Origin of the sequence: Desulfitobacterium chlororespirans DSM 11544 (genome assembly GCF_900143285.1) — a bacterium.
GTDB lineage: Bacteria > Bacillota > Desulfitobacteriia > Desulfitobacteriales > Desulfitobacteriaceae > Desulfitobacterium > Desulfitobacterium chlororespirans.
Window position 1 is genome coordinate 1 of the sequence record NZ_FRDN01000014.1, and the last position, 16,869, is coordinate 16,869.

Below are 16,869 nucleotides of genomic sequence, written 5' to 3' on the forward strand. Positions count from 1 at the left end.
TCAGAACGTCGTGAGACAGTTCGGTCCCTATCCGTCGCAGGCGCAGGAAATTTGAGAGGAACTGACCCTAGTACGAGAGGACCGGGTTGGACGGATCACTGGTGTACCAGTTGTCTCGCCAGAGGCAGTGCTGGGTAGCTATATCCGGAGCGGATAAGCGCTGAAAGCATCTAAGCGCGAAACCGGCCTCAAGATGAGATTTCCCACAGCATAAGCTGGTAAGACCCCTGAAAGATGATCAGGTAGATAGGCCCGAAGTGGAAGTACCGCGAGGTATGGAGCTGACGGGTACTAATCGGTCGAGGGCTTGACCTAAGGTCCCGCAACGAAAAGGAACTCACTGAAGGGCTCAAGACTGAGCGTGAGTGAAGGATGGCAGAATAAATTACAGTGGAAGAATGTCTGTGCAGTTTTGAGGGAATAGGGGTTCCGAGAGGAGTCCTGACAACTTCAAAGGATCTGGTGATTATACCGGAGGGGTTCCACCCGTTCCCATCTCGAACACGGAAGTTAAGACCTCCAGGGCTGATGATACTTGGACCGCAGGGTCCTGGGAAAGTAAGTCGTTGCCAGGTAAGTGCAGGAGACCATCGATTGAGATGGTCTTTTTGCTTGCCTTCAAATCACGCACCAGTGCGTGATTTGAAGGCAAGTATGTGAGGTCTGGGGGGAGGAGTTTTAGCTTTTTCCTTGCGAAAAAAACGGCCGGGGGGGGGGGCATCCATTCGCCGGCGCCATGTACGGTGTTCTGTAGACTGATACCTCTACAACGAATTTTTTAAAAATAACTGATAGAGGGCAAGATAATTAGTAAAATTACATATTCGAATGTTTTAGAAAAGGTGGCGCACAATGAGAAATTTTAAAATGACGATATCTTATGATGGTTCTAGATACAAAGGGTGGCAGAAGCAAAAAGAGACAGATTTAACGATTCAAGGCAAACTTGAGGCTGTCTTATCTAAGATGACTGGGGAAGATATTCTGGTCGTTGGCTGTGGAAGAACGGACTCAGGAGTTCATGCTGAAAACTACATTGCAAATTTCCATACAAAATGCACCTGGAGTAATGATGCGATACTTTACTATCTATATGAATTTTTGCCTGAAGATATCGTCGTAAAATCTATCGAGCTCGTAAATGAAAGATTTCATGCAAGATATAACGTCAAATCAAAAACCTATGTCTATAAAATAAACACTAATAAATACAGAAATGTGTTTGAGCGAAAATATTCATATCATATTCCAGAGCCACTTGATTTGATCGAAATGCGCAAGGGCGCACAGAGTTTAATTGGGACACATGATTTCCAGGGTTTTACAAACATGAAACCAAGCAATAAGTCGACGGTTCGCACAATTCATGCTATTAATATCGTCGAAAATGGCGATTATTTAGATATAGAAGTGAATGGTGACGGTTTTTTATGGAACATGGTAAGGATTATTGTCGGAACTCTCTTAGAAGTAGGTAGAGGTAAACTTAATTCATCAGAGGTTGAAAAGATATTGCAGGAAAAGAAACGTTGGGAAGCTGGGCCTTTAGCTCAAGCAAAAGGCCTATTTCTAAGAGAGGTTCAATATTAGATTCAAGGTGAAAGCGATTCCAGAGGTAATAGAGTCTTTGCTAGCATTTGTGCAAGAAGCTTTGGTGGCTCCCTAGCGGATTTATGGTTTTAACTTTTTTCACAGCGGAGGCTTGTCGGTGCACAAAATAGATGAGAGCGCATCTTAAGATAGTCATTGACAGTGAAAAAGAAGTATGCTATTCTGCAACCATGTAAAAGATCATGTAGAAAATTCTGTTAAAATATAAAGGAATGTCGTTGCTTTGGACCCTGATCGAACTTTCTGAGAGATTGAGGCTGAGGCATAGATGGAATGGGGTGGGAATCCCCGCGCTTACCGGCACTGTGAACCGTGAGACCATGCCAAAGCAGAGCGGATGCTCTGTCTGAACGTAAGTTCGCCACTGGGGTAAAAGATTGCCTTGGGAAGGTAGGATGTGGTCGCAGAAAGCCTTGCTTTCATAACGGGAGTCAGGAGACTTACGCTTTCCTTGTTGTTACGTGCAAAGGTGCGTGTCGGACATGCAAAAACGGGTATGTCGGCTTTGAGAAAAGCTGATATACCCGTTTTTTGTCTACATTTGTGAGTATTGAACGAGACTTTTTTCAGTGGGGGATTCACCCCCTACTGAAAGTTAGTCGAGTCCATACTGGACTTAGCCGCCCTTGGGCACCCGCCGCCTATAGAGGCGGGGGTCAAATGCGGATTAGTTCAGTGATTAAACAAATTATGACAGGAAAGTGGTAATGTGCATGCTGAAAGGCCAGATAGCTAAACGTCTTTTACAGATTATCATGGTTTTGCTGGGAATAAGCTTAATGAGCTTTCTGCTTATCTACTTAGCTCCGGGTGATCCCGTGCGGGCGATGTTTGCGGTCAGCGGCAGCATCCCCTCCGAAGAGGTTTTAGAGCAGATGCGCGAGGAGATGGGATTGAATCAGCCCTTTTGGATTCAATATGGAACATGGCTGCTGAAATGTCTCCAGGGGGATTTTGGCATCTCCTATAGCCAGGGCAAGCCGGTATCCCAGCTTTTGGCAATCAAAGTGATGCCGACTTTGCAGCTGGCTTCTCTCTCGCTGGTGCTGATGTTGATTATGGCTGTTCCCCTTGGCGCTCTTTCGGCCCTTTATCAAAACCGTCCTCTTGACTATATCATAAGGGGTGGCACCTTTTTCGGAATCTCGATGCCCAACTTCTGGGTGGGACTGTTATTGCTCTATTTTGTGGCTTTAAAGCTGGGTTTGCTGCCGGTAGTCTCCACAGGCATGGGGCTAAAAAAGATGCTTTTGCCTGCTTTTACCCTGGCCTTTGCCATGGCGGGGAAATACGCGCGGCAGGTTCGGGCGGCAATCCTGGAGGAAATGAATCAGGACTATGTCTACGGAGCCTTAGCCAGGGGGCTTTCCGAGTCCACCGTCTTATGGCGCCATATTATACCCAATGCCATGCTGCCTCTGCTCACCATGCTGGGACTTTCTTTAGGCTCCCTTTTAGGGGGAACAGCTGTGGTCGAGGTTATTTTCTCCTATCCGGCTCTGGGGAAGTTGGCGATTTCCGCCATTACCTCTATGGATTATCCTCTGATTCAGGGTTATGTGCTCTGGATTGCGTTGATTTATATGCTTGTGAACCTGGCGGTGGATATATCCTATAGCTTTTTGGATCCGCGCCTGAGAAAAGGGGTGTGATCTGTGAACAAAACAAAAAAGAGGCTGGCCTTTTCCTTGCTGTTTGTCATGGTCCTGGCTGGAATCGCCATATTTGCCCCTTACATAGCTACCCATGATCCCCGCCACGCTATTTTAAGTGCAGCTGTAAAACCGCCCAGCAGTGAGCATTGGTTTGGCACAGATCCTATGGGCAGGGATTTGTTTTCCCGGATTGTTTACGGAGCCCGCACCTCTCTCTCCTCCACCTTGATTTTGGTACTGAGTATTTTTACACTGGGCGGAGTCATGGGGATTGTGGCCGGCTATTTTGGCGGTATAGTGGATGCTGTCATCATGCGTATATCGGATATGATGGTGTCCTTTCCGGGGATGGCTTTAGCTATTGCTATGGCAGGGATTATGGGACCGAGTATTACCAACGCGGTTATAGCCATTACCATTGTCAGCTGGACGAAGTATGCACGGATTGCCCGCAGCCTGGTTCTGAAGATCAAGCATCAGGAGTATATTCTGGCGGCGCAAATGGCAGGAGGCAGGGCCCGCCATATACTTTGGCGCTATATGCTGCCTTCGGTGCTGCCCACTTTAGTTATAACGGCAGCTACCGATATGGGGGGCATGATGCTGGAACTGGCCGGCTTCTCCTTTTTGGGCCTGGGAGCTCAGTCGACCTCCATTGAATGGGGCTATATGCTCAATGAGGGCAGGGCTTATATGGAATCGACTCCATGGCTGATTATTTTTCCAGGTATCTCTATTTTCGTTGCCGTAGTGGCTTTTAATCTTCTGGGGGACAACCTGCGGGATCTTCTCGATCCCCGGGATGAAAATACAACATTTTATAAAAGGAAAAGGAGAAGGATAAACGTGAAAAAGTTCTTAAAAGTCACGGCCATCGTAGCGATGGTTTCCCTGATGCTGGGGACATTAAGTGGTTGTGGCGGCACTGCCGCCTCAGCCGGAGACACCACCAAGACAGCCCATCTGAATTTTGGCTGCTATAATTATTCGGACTCTATTGATCCCGCCACCAATACCAATTCCAGCTGGTGCTTTGTGCGCTATGGGATCGGGGAAAACTTGTTTAAATTTTCCGATCAGGTGGTAGCCGAGCCTAATCTTTGCGATAACTACACGGTTTCCGATGATTTTACCCAGTGGCAGCTTCATATTCGTGAAGGAGTGAAATTTTCCAATGGCAATGCTGTCACAGCGACTGCGGTAAAAGCCTCCCTTGAGCGCCTTTATGCGGAAACAGATGCTGCACAAGGGGGGAAAGGCAATTCCAACCCCGACGGTTATCTGGTTTATGAATCCATCACGGCCGATGATGCAACAGGTGTTGTGACCTTAACGTGCTCTGAGCCTACCGAGAATATTCCCGGCATCCTGGCATATCCTTATTTTGCCATAGTCGACGTCACCCAAGCCGATCAGGAGATCATCGGCACCGGGCCCTATAAGGTTAAAAGCACCAACACCGGCGTGAGCATGGAAGTTGAACGCAACGAATACTATTGGAACGGCCCTGTACCTTACGATAGCATTACGATTATATTTATTGATGACAGCTCTACCAAAGCGATGGCCTTAAAAAGCGGAGATGTTGATTTGGTGGAGAATGTTACCACCGCCAGTGATTTAAATGCTCTTCAAAATGACAGCGCCTATTATGTCTCCACAGCTGCCGGTGTGCGCACCGCCAATGCTTATATGAACCACAAAGGTGCCTTAAGCAATAAGGCTCTCCGTCAGGCGATCATGATGGCTTTGGATAAAGAAACCATGTGCAGTATTACCACCTCGGGAATGTATACAGCCGGTATTTCCGTATTGCCCTCCTCCTTGGATTACAATTATGATCAATTAACCAATCCCTATCCTTTTAACAAGCAGGCGGCTATTGACGTTCTGGATGAGGCAGGGATTGTCGATCGTGACGGGGATGGCTGGAGAGAATTGAACGGCAAGACTATTGATCTTGATCATGTGGCTTTCACCAGCCGTAACCTGGATCAACTTGCTCAAGCGGTAGCTTTACAGCTTAATGAGATCGGAATAAAGGTGACCGTGAATATCCGGGATTATGATACCGCCCTGGCCCTGAGCAATGCCGGAGAATTTGATCTATTCACTTGCAATACCCTGACTGTGGGCGTAGGGGACCCTCAGGATTATCTGGGCAATTGGTATTCCAAGAACTCAGGCAACTATGGCTATTACAGCAATCCCCAGTATGATCAGCTTTATGAACAGCTGACGACGGAACTGGACAGGGAAAACCGGGTCAACCTGATCACCCAACTGCAGCAGATTTTGATTGATGACGCGGCAACGATCGCTTACGGTTATTACAATAGCCGCATGATCAGCAATGCAGCCAAGGTCACAGGAGCGGATATTGCTACCATCGATTATTATTGGCTGACCACAGATATTAAACCTGTGGAGTAAACATGATGCTCAGTTATCGCGATGTGACCATTGCCTATCATGATGCCACACCATCCCTTGTGGATTTCAGCCTGGAGATTAAAAGCGGAGAAATTGTAGCCTTGGTGGGAGAAAGCGGCAGTGGCAAGACCACCGCTATTCGTGCGGCAATGGGACTATTGCCGGGCGGGGGGGAAATTAGCAAAGGGGATATTCTCTTTGACGGCAGCTCCCTTTTGCAGTTGTCTGCTGGTCAATGGCAAGCCTTAAGAGGTAGACAAATGTCCATGATCTTTCAGGATTCGGGTGCCATGCTCAATCCCATCCGCACCATTGGCAGTCAGTTTGTAGAGTATATTCGGGCCCATGAAGCCGTGCCTAAACAAGAGGCCTGGGAGATGGGCCGGGTGATGCTGGAACGGATGGGGCTGCCCCACAGTCAGACGATTATGAAATCCTATCCTTTTCAACTTTCGGGAGGGATGCGTCAACGTGTGGGCATCGCTATGGCTATGGTGTTTCAGCCCCGCCTTTTGTTAGCGGATGAACCCACCAGTGCCCTGGATGTGACAACTCAGTCCCAGATAGTCCAGCAGATGATGGATTTGCGCAAGGATTACGGTACATCCATTTTATTGGTTACCCATAATCTGGGGGTTGCGGCCTATATGGCCGACTATATTTTAGTGATGTGCAATGGGCTGACCGTGGATCGGGGAGATCGAGAGACGATTTTGCGCCACTCTAAATCCCCCTATACCCGCGAGTTGCTGGCGGCAGTACCGGCCATGGGAGTGAAAGGCGATGAGTGAAGTCATATTGGAAGGTCAGGGATTGACTCGCAGATATACGACGGATACAGGCCGCGTTCTCACAGCTTGCCGTAATGTAGATATTACCTTAAGCGTAGGGGAGACTTTGGGAATTGTGGGCGAGAGCGGTTGTGGCAAAAGTACCTTGCTGAGACTGCTCACCCGGCTGGAAAAACCAGATGAAGGAAAGCTGCTGTTTCGCGGCAAGGATGTTACCGGCTTAAAGGGAGAGGCTTTGCGCCGGGACCGTCGCCATATTCAGATGGTTTTTCAGGATCCGGCGGCGGCTTTTTTCCCGCGCATGAAAGCCGGAGAGGCGATCATCGAACCTCTGCTTAATTTTAACAGACTATCCCGTCAGCAAAGGTTAAAGCGCCAGGAGGAACTTTTGGAACTGGTCCAATTACCTAAAGATTATGCCGGCCGCTACCCCCACTCGATGAGCGGGGGGCAGCGGCAGCGTTTGGGTATTGCCCGGGCTTTAGCCCTGGATCCGGAGATTTTGATCTGTGACGAAGCCACAGCAGCCCTGGATGTTTCTGTGCAAAAGCGCATTATTGATCTGCTGATGGAACTTCAACGCCGGCGCCGGTTAGGCATCATCTTTGTCTCCCATGATCTGGCCCTGGTGCAATCCATAGCCCATCGGGTTATGGTGATGTATTTAGGCGGGGTAGTGGAGTGCCTGCCGGGGGAGCAGGTGTGGGAGCGGGCCTGTCACCCTTACTCCAGGGCCCTGATCAATTCGGTGTTTACCGTCGATATGGACTTTACTAAGCCGATAACCTTACTGGAAGGAGATATTCCCAGCCCCCTGGATATGCCCCAAGGCTGCGCCTTTCATGTTCGGTGTCCCCAGCGCATGGAGCAGTGTCGGCAGGTGGCCCCTCCGTTTTATCAGATCGCTCCCCATCATCGGGTAGCCTGCCACCTGTTTGCGCATCAGAAGAAGGGATGAGTCTGAAGGGAGAGTTTAGTTTGACACCTTGGAAAATCGGCGGCGTGAAACTGCAGCCTGGTGAGAAAAAGCAAATCCTGATCTGCCCCAATGTGAAGGGTTACCAGATACCGGCTACAGCCATTTATGGTCAAAAACCGGGGCCAACCCTTACGGCGACGGCAGGAATTCATAGCGGGGAATACCCTGGAGTTGCAGCTCTTATTCGTTTAGCCAAAGACATTGAACCCTTCCTCCTGGCGGGGAAACTGCTCTTGCTGCCCAGTGTAAACATGAGTGGATTTTGGGGCCAAAGCATTGACTTGGTACCGGAAGACGGAACCAACTTGAATGCCTGCTATCCCGGCAGCTCCAGCGGTTCGACAGGCCAAAGGATTGCTGATTATTTCGTCCGGGAAATCTTCCCGGACACGGATTTTTTGGTTGATCTCCATAGCGGGGGACGGACAGAGCCGTTGACCCCCTGCTTGTTTTTCCCGGCGGGAGCCTCGCCGCAAGTCAGTCAAACCTCTTTGGCGGCGGCCAGGGCAACGAATATACCTTATCTCATCTCTTCTTATGCTTCCCGAGGGGAGTATAGCTATGCCGCCATGGCCATGAATATTCCCGGCCTGCTCTTGGAACGGGGGTATTGCGGCTATTGCCATGAGGAATGGGTTGAAGAGTATGCGAAGGATGTGCGGCTGATCCTGAAGCACTTAGAGATGCTGGACTATGAGGCAGCTGAAGAAGTTTGCGCCAAAACTGTGTTTGAACAGACGATCTATCTCACCTGTCAAGAACAGGGCTTATGGTATCCGGCTATAAAAGAGGATCAGGTGGTGGAGAAAGGCCAGCTTCTGGGTCATACCGAGGATATTTGGGGCAACGCCTTGCATGAATACCGGGCGGAAAGCAGGGGGCGGGTCTTTTACTATACATCCGGCTTAGCGGTCAATGAGGGAGATCCTCTGGTTGCCTATGGGGTCTGTGCGGGAACATAATGGAAGAAAATCAAAGCATGGCCCTAAAGCCTCAGACCATGACCCAAGGCCCCATAGGCAGGCAGATCATCATTTTCTCCTTGCCCCTGCTGGGCAGCAGTTTAATTCAGCAGCTGTATAATACGGTGGATTTGATCTTTGTCGGCCGCTTTCTGAATCCCAGTGCTGCCGCCGCCGTGGGTGCCGGCAGCTTATTGGTTTTTTGTGCCTTAGGTATCTTTATCGGCCTGAGTGTAGGTACGGGCGTGGTTACGGCCCGCTATCTCGGGGCGGGAGACTATGAACGGGTCAATAAGACGATTCACACCGCCATGGCGATGAGCATTTACGGCGGTGCGGTCTTTACTCTTTTGGGAATAGGTCTGGCACCACTTCTTTTAAAGCTGCTGAATACCCCCCAGGAAATCATGGCCCAGGCAACGTTATATATCCGCATCTATTTTTGCGGATTTATGGCCATGAGCAGCTATAATATGGGCGCCGGGATTCTGCGCGCTTTGGGAGACTCCAAATCGCCTATGATCTATCAGCTTATCGGGGGCTTAGGGAATGTAGGGGCGAACTTCCTGTTTATTCCCATTCTGGGCTGGGGAGTGGGGGGATCTGCGGTGGCCACCTTATGCTCCCAGACAGTGGCGGCCTTATTGGTGTTTCTTCATCTAGTCCGGGGGAATAGGTATTACCGTCTGCGCTTAAAGGGCTTGAGTATAGCAAGGGAGTACGGAGGCAGGATTTTAGCCGTGGGCATTCCGGCGGGCATTCAAGGGGTAGTCGTTACCTTATCCAACCTTTTGGTCCAGTCCCATATCAATACTCTCAGTATCAATAGTATTGCCGCCTTTACCGCCTATTTCAGGGTGGAGCTGTTTATCTATCTGCCGATTTTAGCCATAAGCCAGACGGCAGGGATTTTTGCCGGCCACAATATCGGGGCGGGAAAGCTGAACCGCGTCAGGAAAGGAACCCGGGTCTGCCTGGCCATCGGAGTTATAACTGCGGTGAGCCTTAGCGGGAGTGTGCTTCTGATGGGAGAGCATCTTTTTGCTCTTTTCACTAATTCCAAAGCAGTGGTGGCGATCGGGCTGGAGTTGGCTAAAGTTACCTTTCCTTTTTATTTTATCTACGTGTTTTTAGAGATCTTTGCCTCGGTAGTACGGGGAGCCGGCAAGGCCATACCGCCGATGATCATCATTTTAGTGACTCTATGCGGCTTGCGGCTTATTTTGGTGAATGTATTTATGCACTTATGGCCTTCGGCCACCAGTGTGGCGGTTGTTTATCCTCTTACCTGGCTGACGGCTGCTCTTGCGCTGGGAGGCTATTACTTTCTGGGGAAATGGGGTAAACAGGAAGGTTAAAACCCTATTCCGCTAGGTAACATATAGTTTGGAGAAATAGTACAGGGAGCCATTATCTATAAATGGTCTCTTTGTTTTTTTTATTGAGTAGAGTTAAAATAGATCAATACTTATTGTAAAATCAAAGTGAGGCCCTATAGTTACTGAATGGATTCGGGAGGTGGCTCTATTGTTGATTAGCGATTATGAAATGGCCTTAAGACTTTTGTTAGCCTGTATCTTAGGTGGGATTGTCGGTTGGGAACGGGAGAAGATCCACAAACCCGCAGGATTAAGAACACATATACTCGTAGCTTTGGGGGCTGCTTTGGTCACTATCGTGTCTATGTTTGCTTTTACTTCATTTGATTATGCCAATAAAGATCCGGGAAGAATAGCGGCTAATATCGTAACCGGTATTGGATTTTTGGGCGCCGGCACCATCATGCGCGAGGGCACCTCAGTCAAAGGGCTAACAACGGCCGCCAGCATTTGGGTGGTAGCGGCGATTGGCATGGCAGTGGCTACAGGGATGTATTATTCTTCATTAATAACCACCTTCCTGGTCTTCCTGACCTTGGACGGCTTTTTTGAAAAGCTTCTCTTTCGCAACCAGCAGTTACTAAAAGTGTGTATTGCCAATGAATTTAAGCTGACAGAAATTGGTGAGGTTTTTGAAAAAAATGGCATCACGATTAAACATGTTTCCATTCTGCCGATCAAGTTTTCCAGGAATATTCCAGTTGAGTTCAGAATCAGGGTGCCTAAAGATATTGACTACTTCAAGATTTTAGGGGAGATTGTGGCTATTGATGGTGTAACGATGGAGGAGAGTATGCCCCTGTACCGGCGGTAACGGGATGCCGAAATCTGCTATAACTTTTTGAAAACGATAAACAGGAATTTATATGGAGGACTTAGTGTGCATAAAAAAAGAGAACTGATTGAAACCGGACCTTTCTATCACGGTACAAAAGCCGACTTGAAGATAGGAGACTTGCTGGAGCCTGGCTATAGCTCTAACTATGGCAAGCGAAAGAAGGCCAACTATGTCTATCTGACTGCGGCCTTGGATGCGGCCGTGTGGGGAGCAGAACTTGCAGTGGGCGACGGACCCGGTCGTATCTATTGTGTGGAGCCCACCGGCACCTTCGAGAATGATCCCAATCTGACGGATAAGAAGTTCCCGGGGAACCCGACCAGATCCTATCGCACCCAACATCCCTTGCACGTAGTAGGCGAAGTCTTGGAATGGGAAGGACACTCCCCAGAGGCGCTCCAGAAAATGCGGGATCATCTTGACGAACTCAAACGTCTCGGCATTGAGGCGATAAACGACTGACTATGAGATAGTCAGCACAAAAGATACGTTTTTACCGTGTTTTCAGAGTAAATATAAAAACATACAGACAGGGGCAATATCAGAAAAATGTTGCCCCCTGTCCTTTTTTGTCATGCCGCTACTCGGTATGTGAAGAAAGAACGATGAATTAAAGCATGTTCTATGCTTATAATAGAAGTATTGAAGAACTATAAAAAAATCAAAATCTAAAGAATTGGAAGCTTATTCTTTTAAGGAGATGATAGTCATGCCGGAGAAGACTTTTCAGGAAGAAGGACAAGCAGAATTACCCCTTCTTAAGGATAAGAAATTGATTAAAGAAGAGGTTAACCGACGTTTGGTTCATGGGATTAAGCAGGGACATCTGGAATACGATGCTCTCTATAATCATGAGAAATCCAGTTTGAACAAAGATGCTGAGATCTTAAGCATGCTTTTTCAGCGTCTGTTCTTTTATCGGTTAAATGAAAAGCTAGGAGCCTTCCACTGTGACCATACTTATCGTTTCAGCCGGCAAATACTAACCCAGATGCAGCTTAACCGCGGCAAAATCAACGATATCCTGGAGATTTTCCAAAAGAACGGCGGCGTGTGTGACTGTGAAGTGCTCTATAATGTTGAAAGTCGCTTAATCGGCAAAGACTCTCCAATCTAATCCCGGAACAAACGGAGTAGATCTCCATACCCTTCACGTTCCAGATCTTCTTTTGGTATGAAGCGCAGGGCCGCCGAATTGATGCAGTAACGCAAGCCATCCGGACCAGGCCCGTCATCGAAGACATGTCCCAAATGAGATTCGGAATTGCGGCTGACGACCTCTGTGCGAGTCATATTATGGCTGAGGTCAATTTTTTCGACGATATTGCTTTTTAACACCGGTCTGGTAAAACTAGGCCAGCCGCAGCCACTGTCGAATTTATCCTTAGAACTGAAAAGAGGCTCACCGGAAACGACATCGACGTAAATCCCCTCTTGCTTGTTATTCCAAAACTCATTTTGAAAGGGAGGTTCTGTGCCTTTTTCCTGAGTCACATGAAATTGCAGCGGTGTTAAACGCTTTTTTAATTGCTCCTTTTCTTTTGCCCAATGTTTGTTAATGAAGGCATCCCGGCCTGAGCCCTGACGGTAAAGAGCATAACGAAACGCATTCTTTTGATGATAACCTTGGTGGTAATCTTCTGCCGGATAGAAGGGAACAGCCGGGAGAATCTCAGTAACGATGGGCTTATCAAAATGCGAACTACTGATTAAAGCATTTTTAGATTCTTCGGCCAGCCGGCGTTGTTCTTCGCTGTGATAGAAGATGGCTGTCTGATAGGATTCACCGCGATCGTGGAATTGTCCACCAGGATCGGTGGGATCGATTTGCCGCCAGAAAAGATCCAATAGTTCCTTATAGCTTACACGATTCGGATTGAATTTAATTTGGATCGCTTCCCGATGTCCGGTGGTGTGGGAACATACCTCGTTATAGGTGGGGTTTTCCACATGGCCGCCGGTGTAGCCGGATAGAACCTCCAAAACCCCAGGCAAGGGGCTGTATACTGATTCCATACACCAAAAGCAACCCCCGGCAAAAGTGGCAACTTCCGGATTGGTTTTATCAACTGTCATAAAATCTTCCCTCCTTTGAGCATAGGATGGGCTTGAAAGCCTAAAGTTATCCTTACTTCAATAATAACTCTTTTCATTGATAATTAAAAATATCAATCCGATCAGAATTATATTTTATGCTGTTCGGACTGGCCAAAAAGCGGAGAATACGTTAGAATTAACTAAATTCCGAATATTTAAAAGATTAGAAAGGCTATTAGATGAGAGAGGAGGGTAAAAACTTCCGGAAAACAGTTCTTAAAACAAGCAGAATTGGTAACCCTAAGGTTGCCGGCAGAGAAAGTAGATTTTGAGTGATTAGAGCGAGGAGGAAAAAACCATGAGATTAATGAATAAGGTAGCCATCGTAACGGGAGCAGCTTCCGGTATGGGCAAGGCAATTGCCTTTCTCTACGCCAAGGAAGGGGCCAAAGTCGTTGTATCGGATCTCAATCTTGAGGGGGCCCATAAGGTTGCCGAAGAGATTACTTCGGCAGGTGGCACCGCTTTGGCCATCAAGACCAATGTTGCTGTGGAAGAAGATATACAAACCTTGGTTGACACAGCTGTGAGTACTTATGGTACCGTAGATATTCTTGTCAATAATGCAGGGATCATGGATAATTTTGAACCTGCCGCTGACATAGAAGATAAGAATTGGGAAAGAATATTTGCCGTAAACACCACAAGCGTTATGCGTGCAACCAGGAAGGTTCTTCCCATATTCCTGGAAAAATCAAGCGGCGTCATAGTCAATATCGCCTCGGCAGGGGGATTAAACGGTGCCAGAGCAGGTGCAACATACACAGCCTCCAAACATGCCGTAATTGGTTTCACCCGGAATACCGGTTTTATGTATGCTCAGCAGGGTATTCGCTGCAACGCCATCGCCCCGGGAGCGGTAGAAACGAATATCGGGTCCACAATTACCGATCCTCATAAATTCGGTTCCGCACGGGCCTATGTCGGTATGGCCACCAATCCCCGCATGGGCAAGCCTGAGGAGATTGCTCAGGTGGCATTGTTCCTGGCTGCGGAGGAGTCCAGTTTCGTCAATGGAGCTGTTATTGTAGCTGACGGAGGCTGGTCTGCCTACTAAAACCCTTTGTATTATTGGGAAAACCATCAAAATAGAAAAGCATTAGCAAAGCAATGATATTCAAAATGACAGTGGCGGAGTTTTCTGCATACTGTCATTTTTGCTTATTTAACCTTCCTGGTTGCAGGCACAACGGCACGAGCAGATAGATTACTGCAGGCAGGAGCATCGGTATATTGAAGGGGAGCAGTTGCAGCTTAACCTGTTGATTATAACCAATTCTAACCGATTATAATTGACAGAATATAGACTAGTGATAAGATGAAACCAAAGTGGTTACAACCAAGGGACCACCAGAGAGGGGAGAAGAACAAAGATGGGAGAATGGAAAAAAAGCGGTTGTATACTCTGTGCCCAGAACTGTGGCCTGGAACTGGAGATAGAGGACAATCATATCCTCAAAATCCGTGGGGATAAAGACAATCCCCGCAGTCTCGGCTATTGCTGCCAAAAAGGTCTAAAGATCGCCCATTATGCCCATAATGGGGATCGCCTTCATTATCCTTTGAAAAAAGCAGGAGACCGTCATGTGCGAATCAGCTGGGAACAAGCCATTGGTGAGATTTCGGAAAAACTATTGTCCATTAAAGAAGACCATGGACCTAAATCCTTTGCTTATGTGGGCGGCGGCAATGTAGGAGGGCAGATGGAGGTCGGCATTGGGTTAAGACTGCTGGGCCTCCTGGGTTCACGCTATTATTATTCTTCATTGGCACAAGAATTTTCCAATGTCTTTTGGGTGGATGGCCGGATTGCGGGAAAGCAGGGGCTAACCTCCATGTCCGATGCCCATGGGGCAGATACATTGGTGGCGTGGGGTTGGAATGGCTGGATGAGCCATCAGGAACCGCGTACCCGTCTCTTGATCAAGGAGTTTGCTGAGAATCCCCATAAAAAACTGCTTGTTATTGATCCGCGCCTATCGGAGACGGCTAAATTTGCGGACCTTCATCTGGCCCTGCGCCCAGGGTCTGATACATTGCTCTTAAAAGCCATCATCCGTATTATTCTCGAGCAGGAATGGGAAGACAAAAAGTATCTTAAAGACCATGTGAGCGGGTGGGAAGAGGTTGTTCAGCTCTTCAATGACTTTGATCCTAAGCGAGCGGTGGAGGAGGTCTGCGGACTCAATTATGAGGATGTGGTGGAGACGGCCCGCCTGATTGCCCAAACCAAGTCCTGCATTCATCAGGATTTGGGGATTTATATGAATCGCAACTCCACCCTCAACAATTACTTGCTGCATATTTTACGGGCTATAACAGGACGTTTGGCTGTGGAAGGGGGACAGATTTTTCCTGCTTTCCTTTATCCCATGGGAAGCGACAGCGATGAGCGCCATCCGAAAACCTGGCGTACGGTGAAACATAAGATGTTTCCCGTGTTGGGGGTATTTCCGCCGGCCATCTTGCCTGATGAGATCCTCCATGATCATCCGGAGCGCATCCGCGCTTTAATCGTCAGTGCCTGTAACCCCCTGCGCTCCTGGCCGGATACCCTGGCTTATGAAAAAGCCTTCCAGGCCCTGGAACTTTCGGTGTGTATTGATATTGCTTACACCGAAACCGCCCGCTTGTCCGATTATGTCCTGCCCAGTCTCAGTTATCTGGAATCCTATGATACCACGTGTTTTAATTATTCCTATCCAGAGTTTTATTTTCAGATGCGTCAGCCTGTCCTGGAGCCCGTCAGCCCGGAAGCCCGAGAGGGTTCAGCGATTATTTTAGAACTGATTAAAGCCATGGATTTTTTACCGGAACTGCCGGATCGGCTCTATGTGGCAGGACAGCAAGGCATTACCTCATATTTAGGGGCCATCAACGCTTATTTCCTGGAAAATCCCCAGCACGCCAAACTGGCTCCCCTCATCCTGGCGGAAACTCTGGGGAAGGCCCTCGGCTCCGTCAACCAGGCCTTGATCGCAGGCCTGCTGATCAACAGCAGTAAAGCCTTTAAAGCCGGCGCTGCGGCCATGGGCTATCCTTCGGACATCACCATAGTAGAGAAGATGTATCAGGATATTCTTGAGCATCCCCAGGGTTTAATCCTGGCCAGATTCCAGGGTGACAACTTTCAAATGCTGCACACCCCAGACAAAAAACTGTCCTTGAACATTGAGGAGCTCTTCGAACCTCTGCAAGCAGCCACTATCGATAAGGAAAGGGTGGAGCTGGAGCTGCCTGAACATTATCCTTTGATCCTCCACGCAGGGCTTCATCATGAGACTGTGGCCAACACCATGCTGCGCAATCCCCGGTGGAACGGCTCCCGGCGCTGGGCAACCATGCTTATGCATGAGGCGGATGCCGGAAACCTGGGACTTACCGACGGAGGCAAAGCTGAAATTACGACAAAAGCCTCCACAGCGCTGATCGAAGTTGAAATTAGTCCCCACGCAGCTCGAGGTTGTGTCTACATCCGCCATGGCGGAGGACTGGTCTATGAAGGCAGCAAATACGGAGTCAATGTCAATGAGTTAGTCCAGAGCACGGACAGAGATGAGATGGGCACGCCCATGCATCGCCGGATTCCTTGCCGGGTGGAAGCGGTGGGGGGTAAGAGACAATGCAATTAAGCAGCAGGTTTCCTGTAGCGGTACAAATCCTTATTATCATTGCCTGGTGTCCTGAAGATGTCAAAGTGACCAGCGAAGCCCTTGCTGTGAGTGTCAACACCAATCCAGTTTTGATCCGGCGCATTATGGGGTACTTAAAAAAAGCCGGCCTGATCGCTATTTCTTCAGGTACCGGAGGAGCAAGGCTAACCAGAAGTACGGAGGAAATCACTTTATTGGCGGTCTATCGGGCAGTAAAATTAACGGACCAGCATGCACTGTTTGGCCTTCATGTTCATCCGAATGCCTATTGTCCGATTGGCTGCCGGATCAATGACGTGCTCCGGCCACCTTTAGAGGAAGCGAGAAATGCCCTTGAAGAGTCCTTGGCAAAAGTGACCATCCAAGAGTTGTTGGCATCCTTTCCACCCTTTGATTACACGATTCTTAAGCATTTAAAGCTTTAATCGGTGCTTATTAATTTAGCTGATATTTATTAATTGGTGCTTATTA

14 protein-coding genes, 2 rRNA genes and 1 riboswitch are annotated in these 16,869 nt (G+C 48.3%); of the genes, 15 read left to right on the forward strand and 1 reads right to left on the reverse strand.

All coding sequences use genetic code 11. From position 1 onward, the window contains the following. The 12 genes from BUA14_RS20390 to BUA14_RS20445 all read left to right on the forward strand — a co-directional run. Positions 1-315 (forward strand): 23S ribosomal RNA (locus tag BUA14_RS20390); the annotation flags it as partial. Between the two features lie 143 nt (positions 316-458). Further along, positions 459-575, forward strand: a 5S ribosomal RNA gene (rrf, locus tag BUA14_RS20395). Between the two features lie 277 nt (positions 576-852). After that, positions 853-1,590 (forward strand): tRNA pseudouridine(38-40) synthase TruA, encoded by a 738-nt coding sequence (gene truA, locus BUA14_RS20400; RefSeq protein ID WP_178371757.1) that lies wholly within the window; start codon positions 853-855, stop codon positions 1,588-1,590. Positions 1,591-1,809: 219 nt separating this feature from the next. Beyond that, positions 1,810-2,073: riboswitch (cobalamin riboswitch) on the forward strand. A gap of 251 nt (positions 2,074-2,324) precedes the next feature. Next, positions 2,325-3,263, forward strand: a complete 939-nt coding sequence (gene nikB / locus BUA14_RS20405; RefSeq protein WP_084078750.1) for a nickel ABC transporter permease — start codon at positions 2,325-2,327, stop codon at positions 3,261-3,263. Positions 3,264-3,266: 3 nt separating this feature from the next. Continuing rightward, complete coding sequence (gene nikC / locus BUA14_RS28580) at positions 3,267-5,699, forward strand: nickel transporter permease (protein ID WP_072774288.1); 2,433 nt, start codon at positions 3,267-3,269, stop codon at positions 5,697-5,699. Positions 5,700-5,701: 2 nt separating this feature from the next. Further along, on the forward strand, positions 5,702-6,490 hold the full coding sequence (locus tag BUA14_RS20415; protein ID WP_345788644.1) for an ABC transporter ATP-binding protein: 789 nt from the start codon (positions 5,702-5,704) through the stop codon (positions 6,488-6,490). Then, positions 6,483-7,448, forward strand: coding sequence for an ABC transporter ATP-binding protein (locus tag BUA14_RS20420; protein WP_072774290.1), 966 nt, complete (start codon positions 6,483-6,485; stop codon positions 7,446-7,448). Before BUA14_RS20415 ends, BUA14_RS20420 begins: the two co-directional genes overlap by 8 nt. Before the next feature lie 20 nt (positions 7,449-7,468). Continuing rightward, positions 7,469-8,431, forward strand: coding sequence for a M14 family metallopeptidase (locus BUA14_RS20425; protein WP_143153487.1), 963 nt, complete (start codon positions 7,469-7,471; stop codon positions 8,429-8,431). Then, a complete protein-coding gene (locus tag BUA14_RS20430) occupies positions 8,431-9,789 on the forward strand; it encodes an MATE family efflux transporter (protein WP_072774292.1) in 1,359 nt (452 codons plus the stop codon). Before BUA14_RS20425 ends, BUA14_RS20430 begins: the two co-directional genes overlap by 1 nt. 160 nt (positions 9,790-9,949) lie before the next feature. Then, positions 9,950-10,624, forward strand: coding sequence for an MgtC/SapB family protein (locus BUA14_RS20435; protein WP_084078752.1), 675 nt, complete (start codon positions 9,950-9,952; stop codon positions 10,622-10,624). A 66-nt stretch (positions 10,625-10,690) separates the two neighbouring features. Further along, complete coding sequence (gene arr, locus BUA14_RS20440; protein ID WP_072774294.1) at positions 10,691-11,110, forward strand: NAD(+)--rifampin ADP-ribosyltransferase; 420 nt, start codon at positions 10,691-10,693, stop codon at positions 11,108-11,110. 238 nt (positions 11,111-11,348) lie between these two features. Then, positions 11,349-11,765, forward strand: coding sequence for a DUF2695 domain-containing protein (locus tag BUA14_RS20445; protein ID WP_072774452.1), 417 nt, complete (start codon positions 11,349-11,351; stop codon positions 11,763-11,765). On the opposite strand, the gene msrB is transcribed toward BUA14_RS20445, so the two are convergent. After that, positions 11,762-12,724 carry a peptide-methionine (R)-S-oxide reductase MsrB gene (msrB, locus tag BUA14_RS20450; RefSeq protein ID WP_072774295.1) on the reverse strand — a complete coding sequence of 321 codons (963 nt, stop codon included), beginning with the start codon at positions 12,722-12,724 and terminating at the stop codon, positions 11,762-11,764. The two genes, BUA14_RS20445 and msrB, sit on opposite strands and share 4 nt — an antisense overlap. A 319-nt stretch (positions 12,725-13,043) precedes the next feature. Here msrB and BUA14_RS20455 point away from each other — a divergent pair, with 319 nt between their 5' ends. From BUA14_RS20455 to BUA14_RS20465, 3 genes are all read left to right on the forward strand, one after another. Next, positions 13,044-13,802: an SDR family oxidoreductase gene (locus BUA14_RS20455; protein WP_072774296.1), complete on the forward strand. Its 759-nt coding sequence runs from the start codon at positions 13,044-13,046 to the stop codon at positions 13,800-13,802. A gap of 316 nt (positions 13,803-14,118) precedes the next feature. After that, positions 14,119-16,377 carry a molybdopterin-containing oxidoreductase family protein gene (locus BUA14_RS20460; RefSeq protein WP_072774297.1) on the forward strand — a complete coding sequence of 753 codons (2,259 nt, stop codon included), beginning with the start codon at positions 14,119-14,121 and terminating at the stop codon, positions 16,375-16,377. Further along, complete coding sequence (locus tag BUA14_RS20465; RefSeq protein WP_072774298.1) at positions 16,368-16,823, forward strand: Rrf2 family transcriptional regulator; 456 nt, start codon at positions 16,368-16,370, stop codon at positions 16,821-16,823. The genes BUA14_RS20460 and BUA14_RS20465 overlap by 10 nt, the downstream gene beginning before the upstream one ends. Positions 16,824-16,869: the final 46 nt, after the last annotated feature.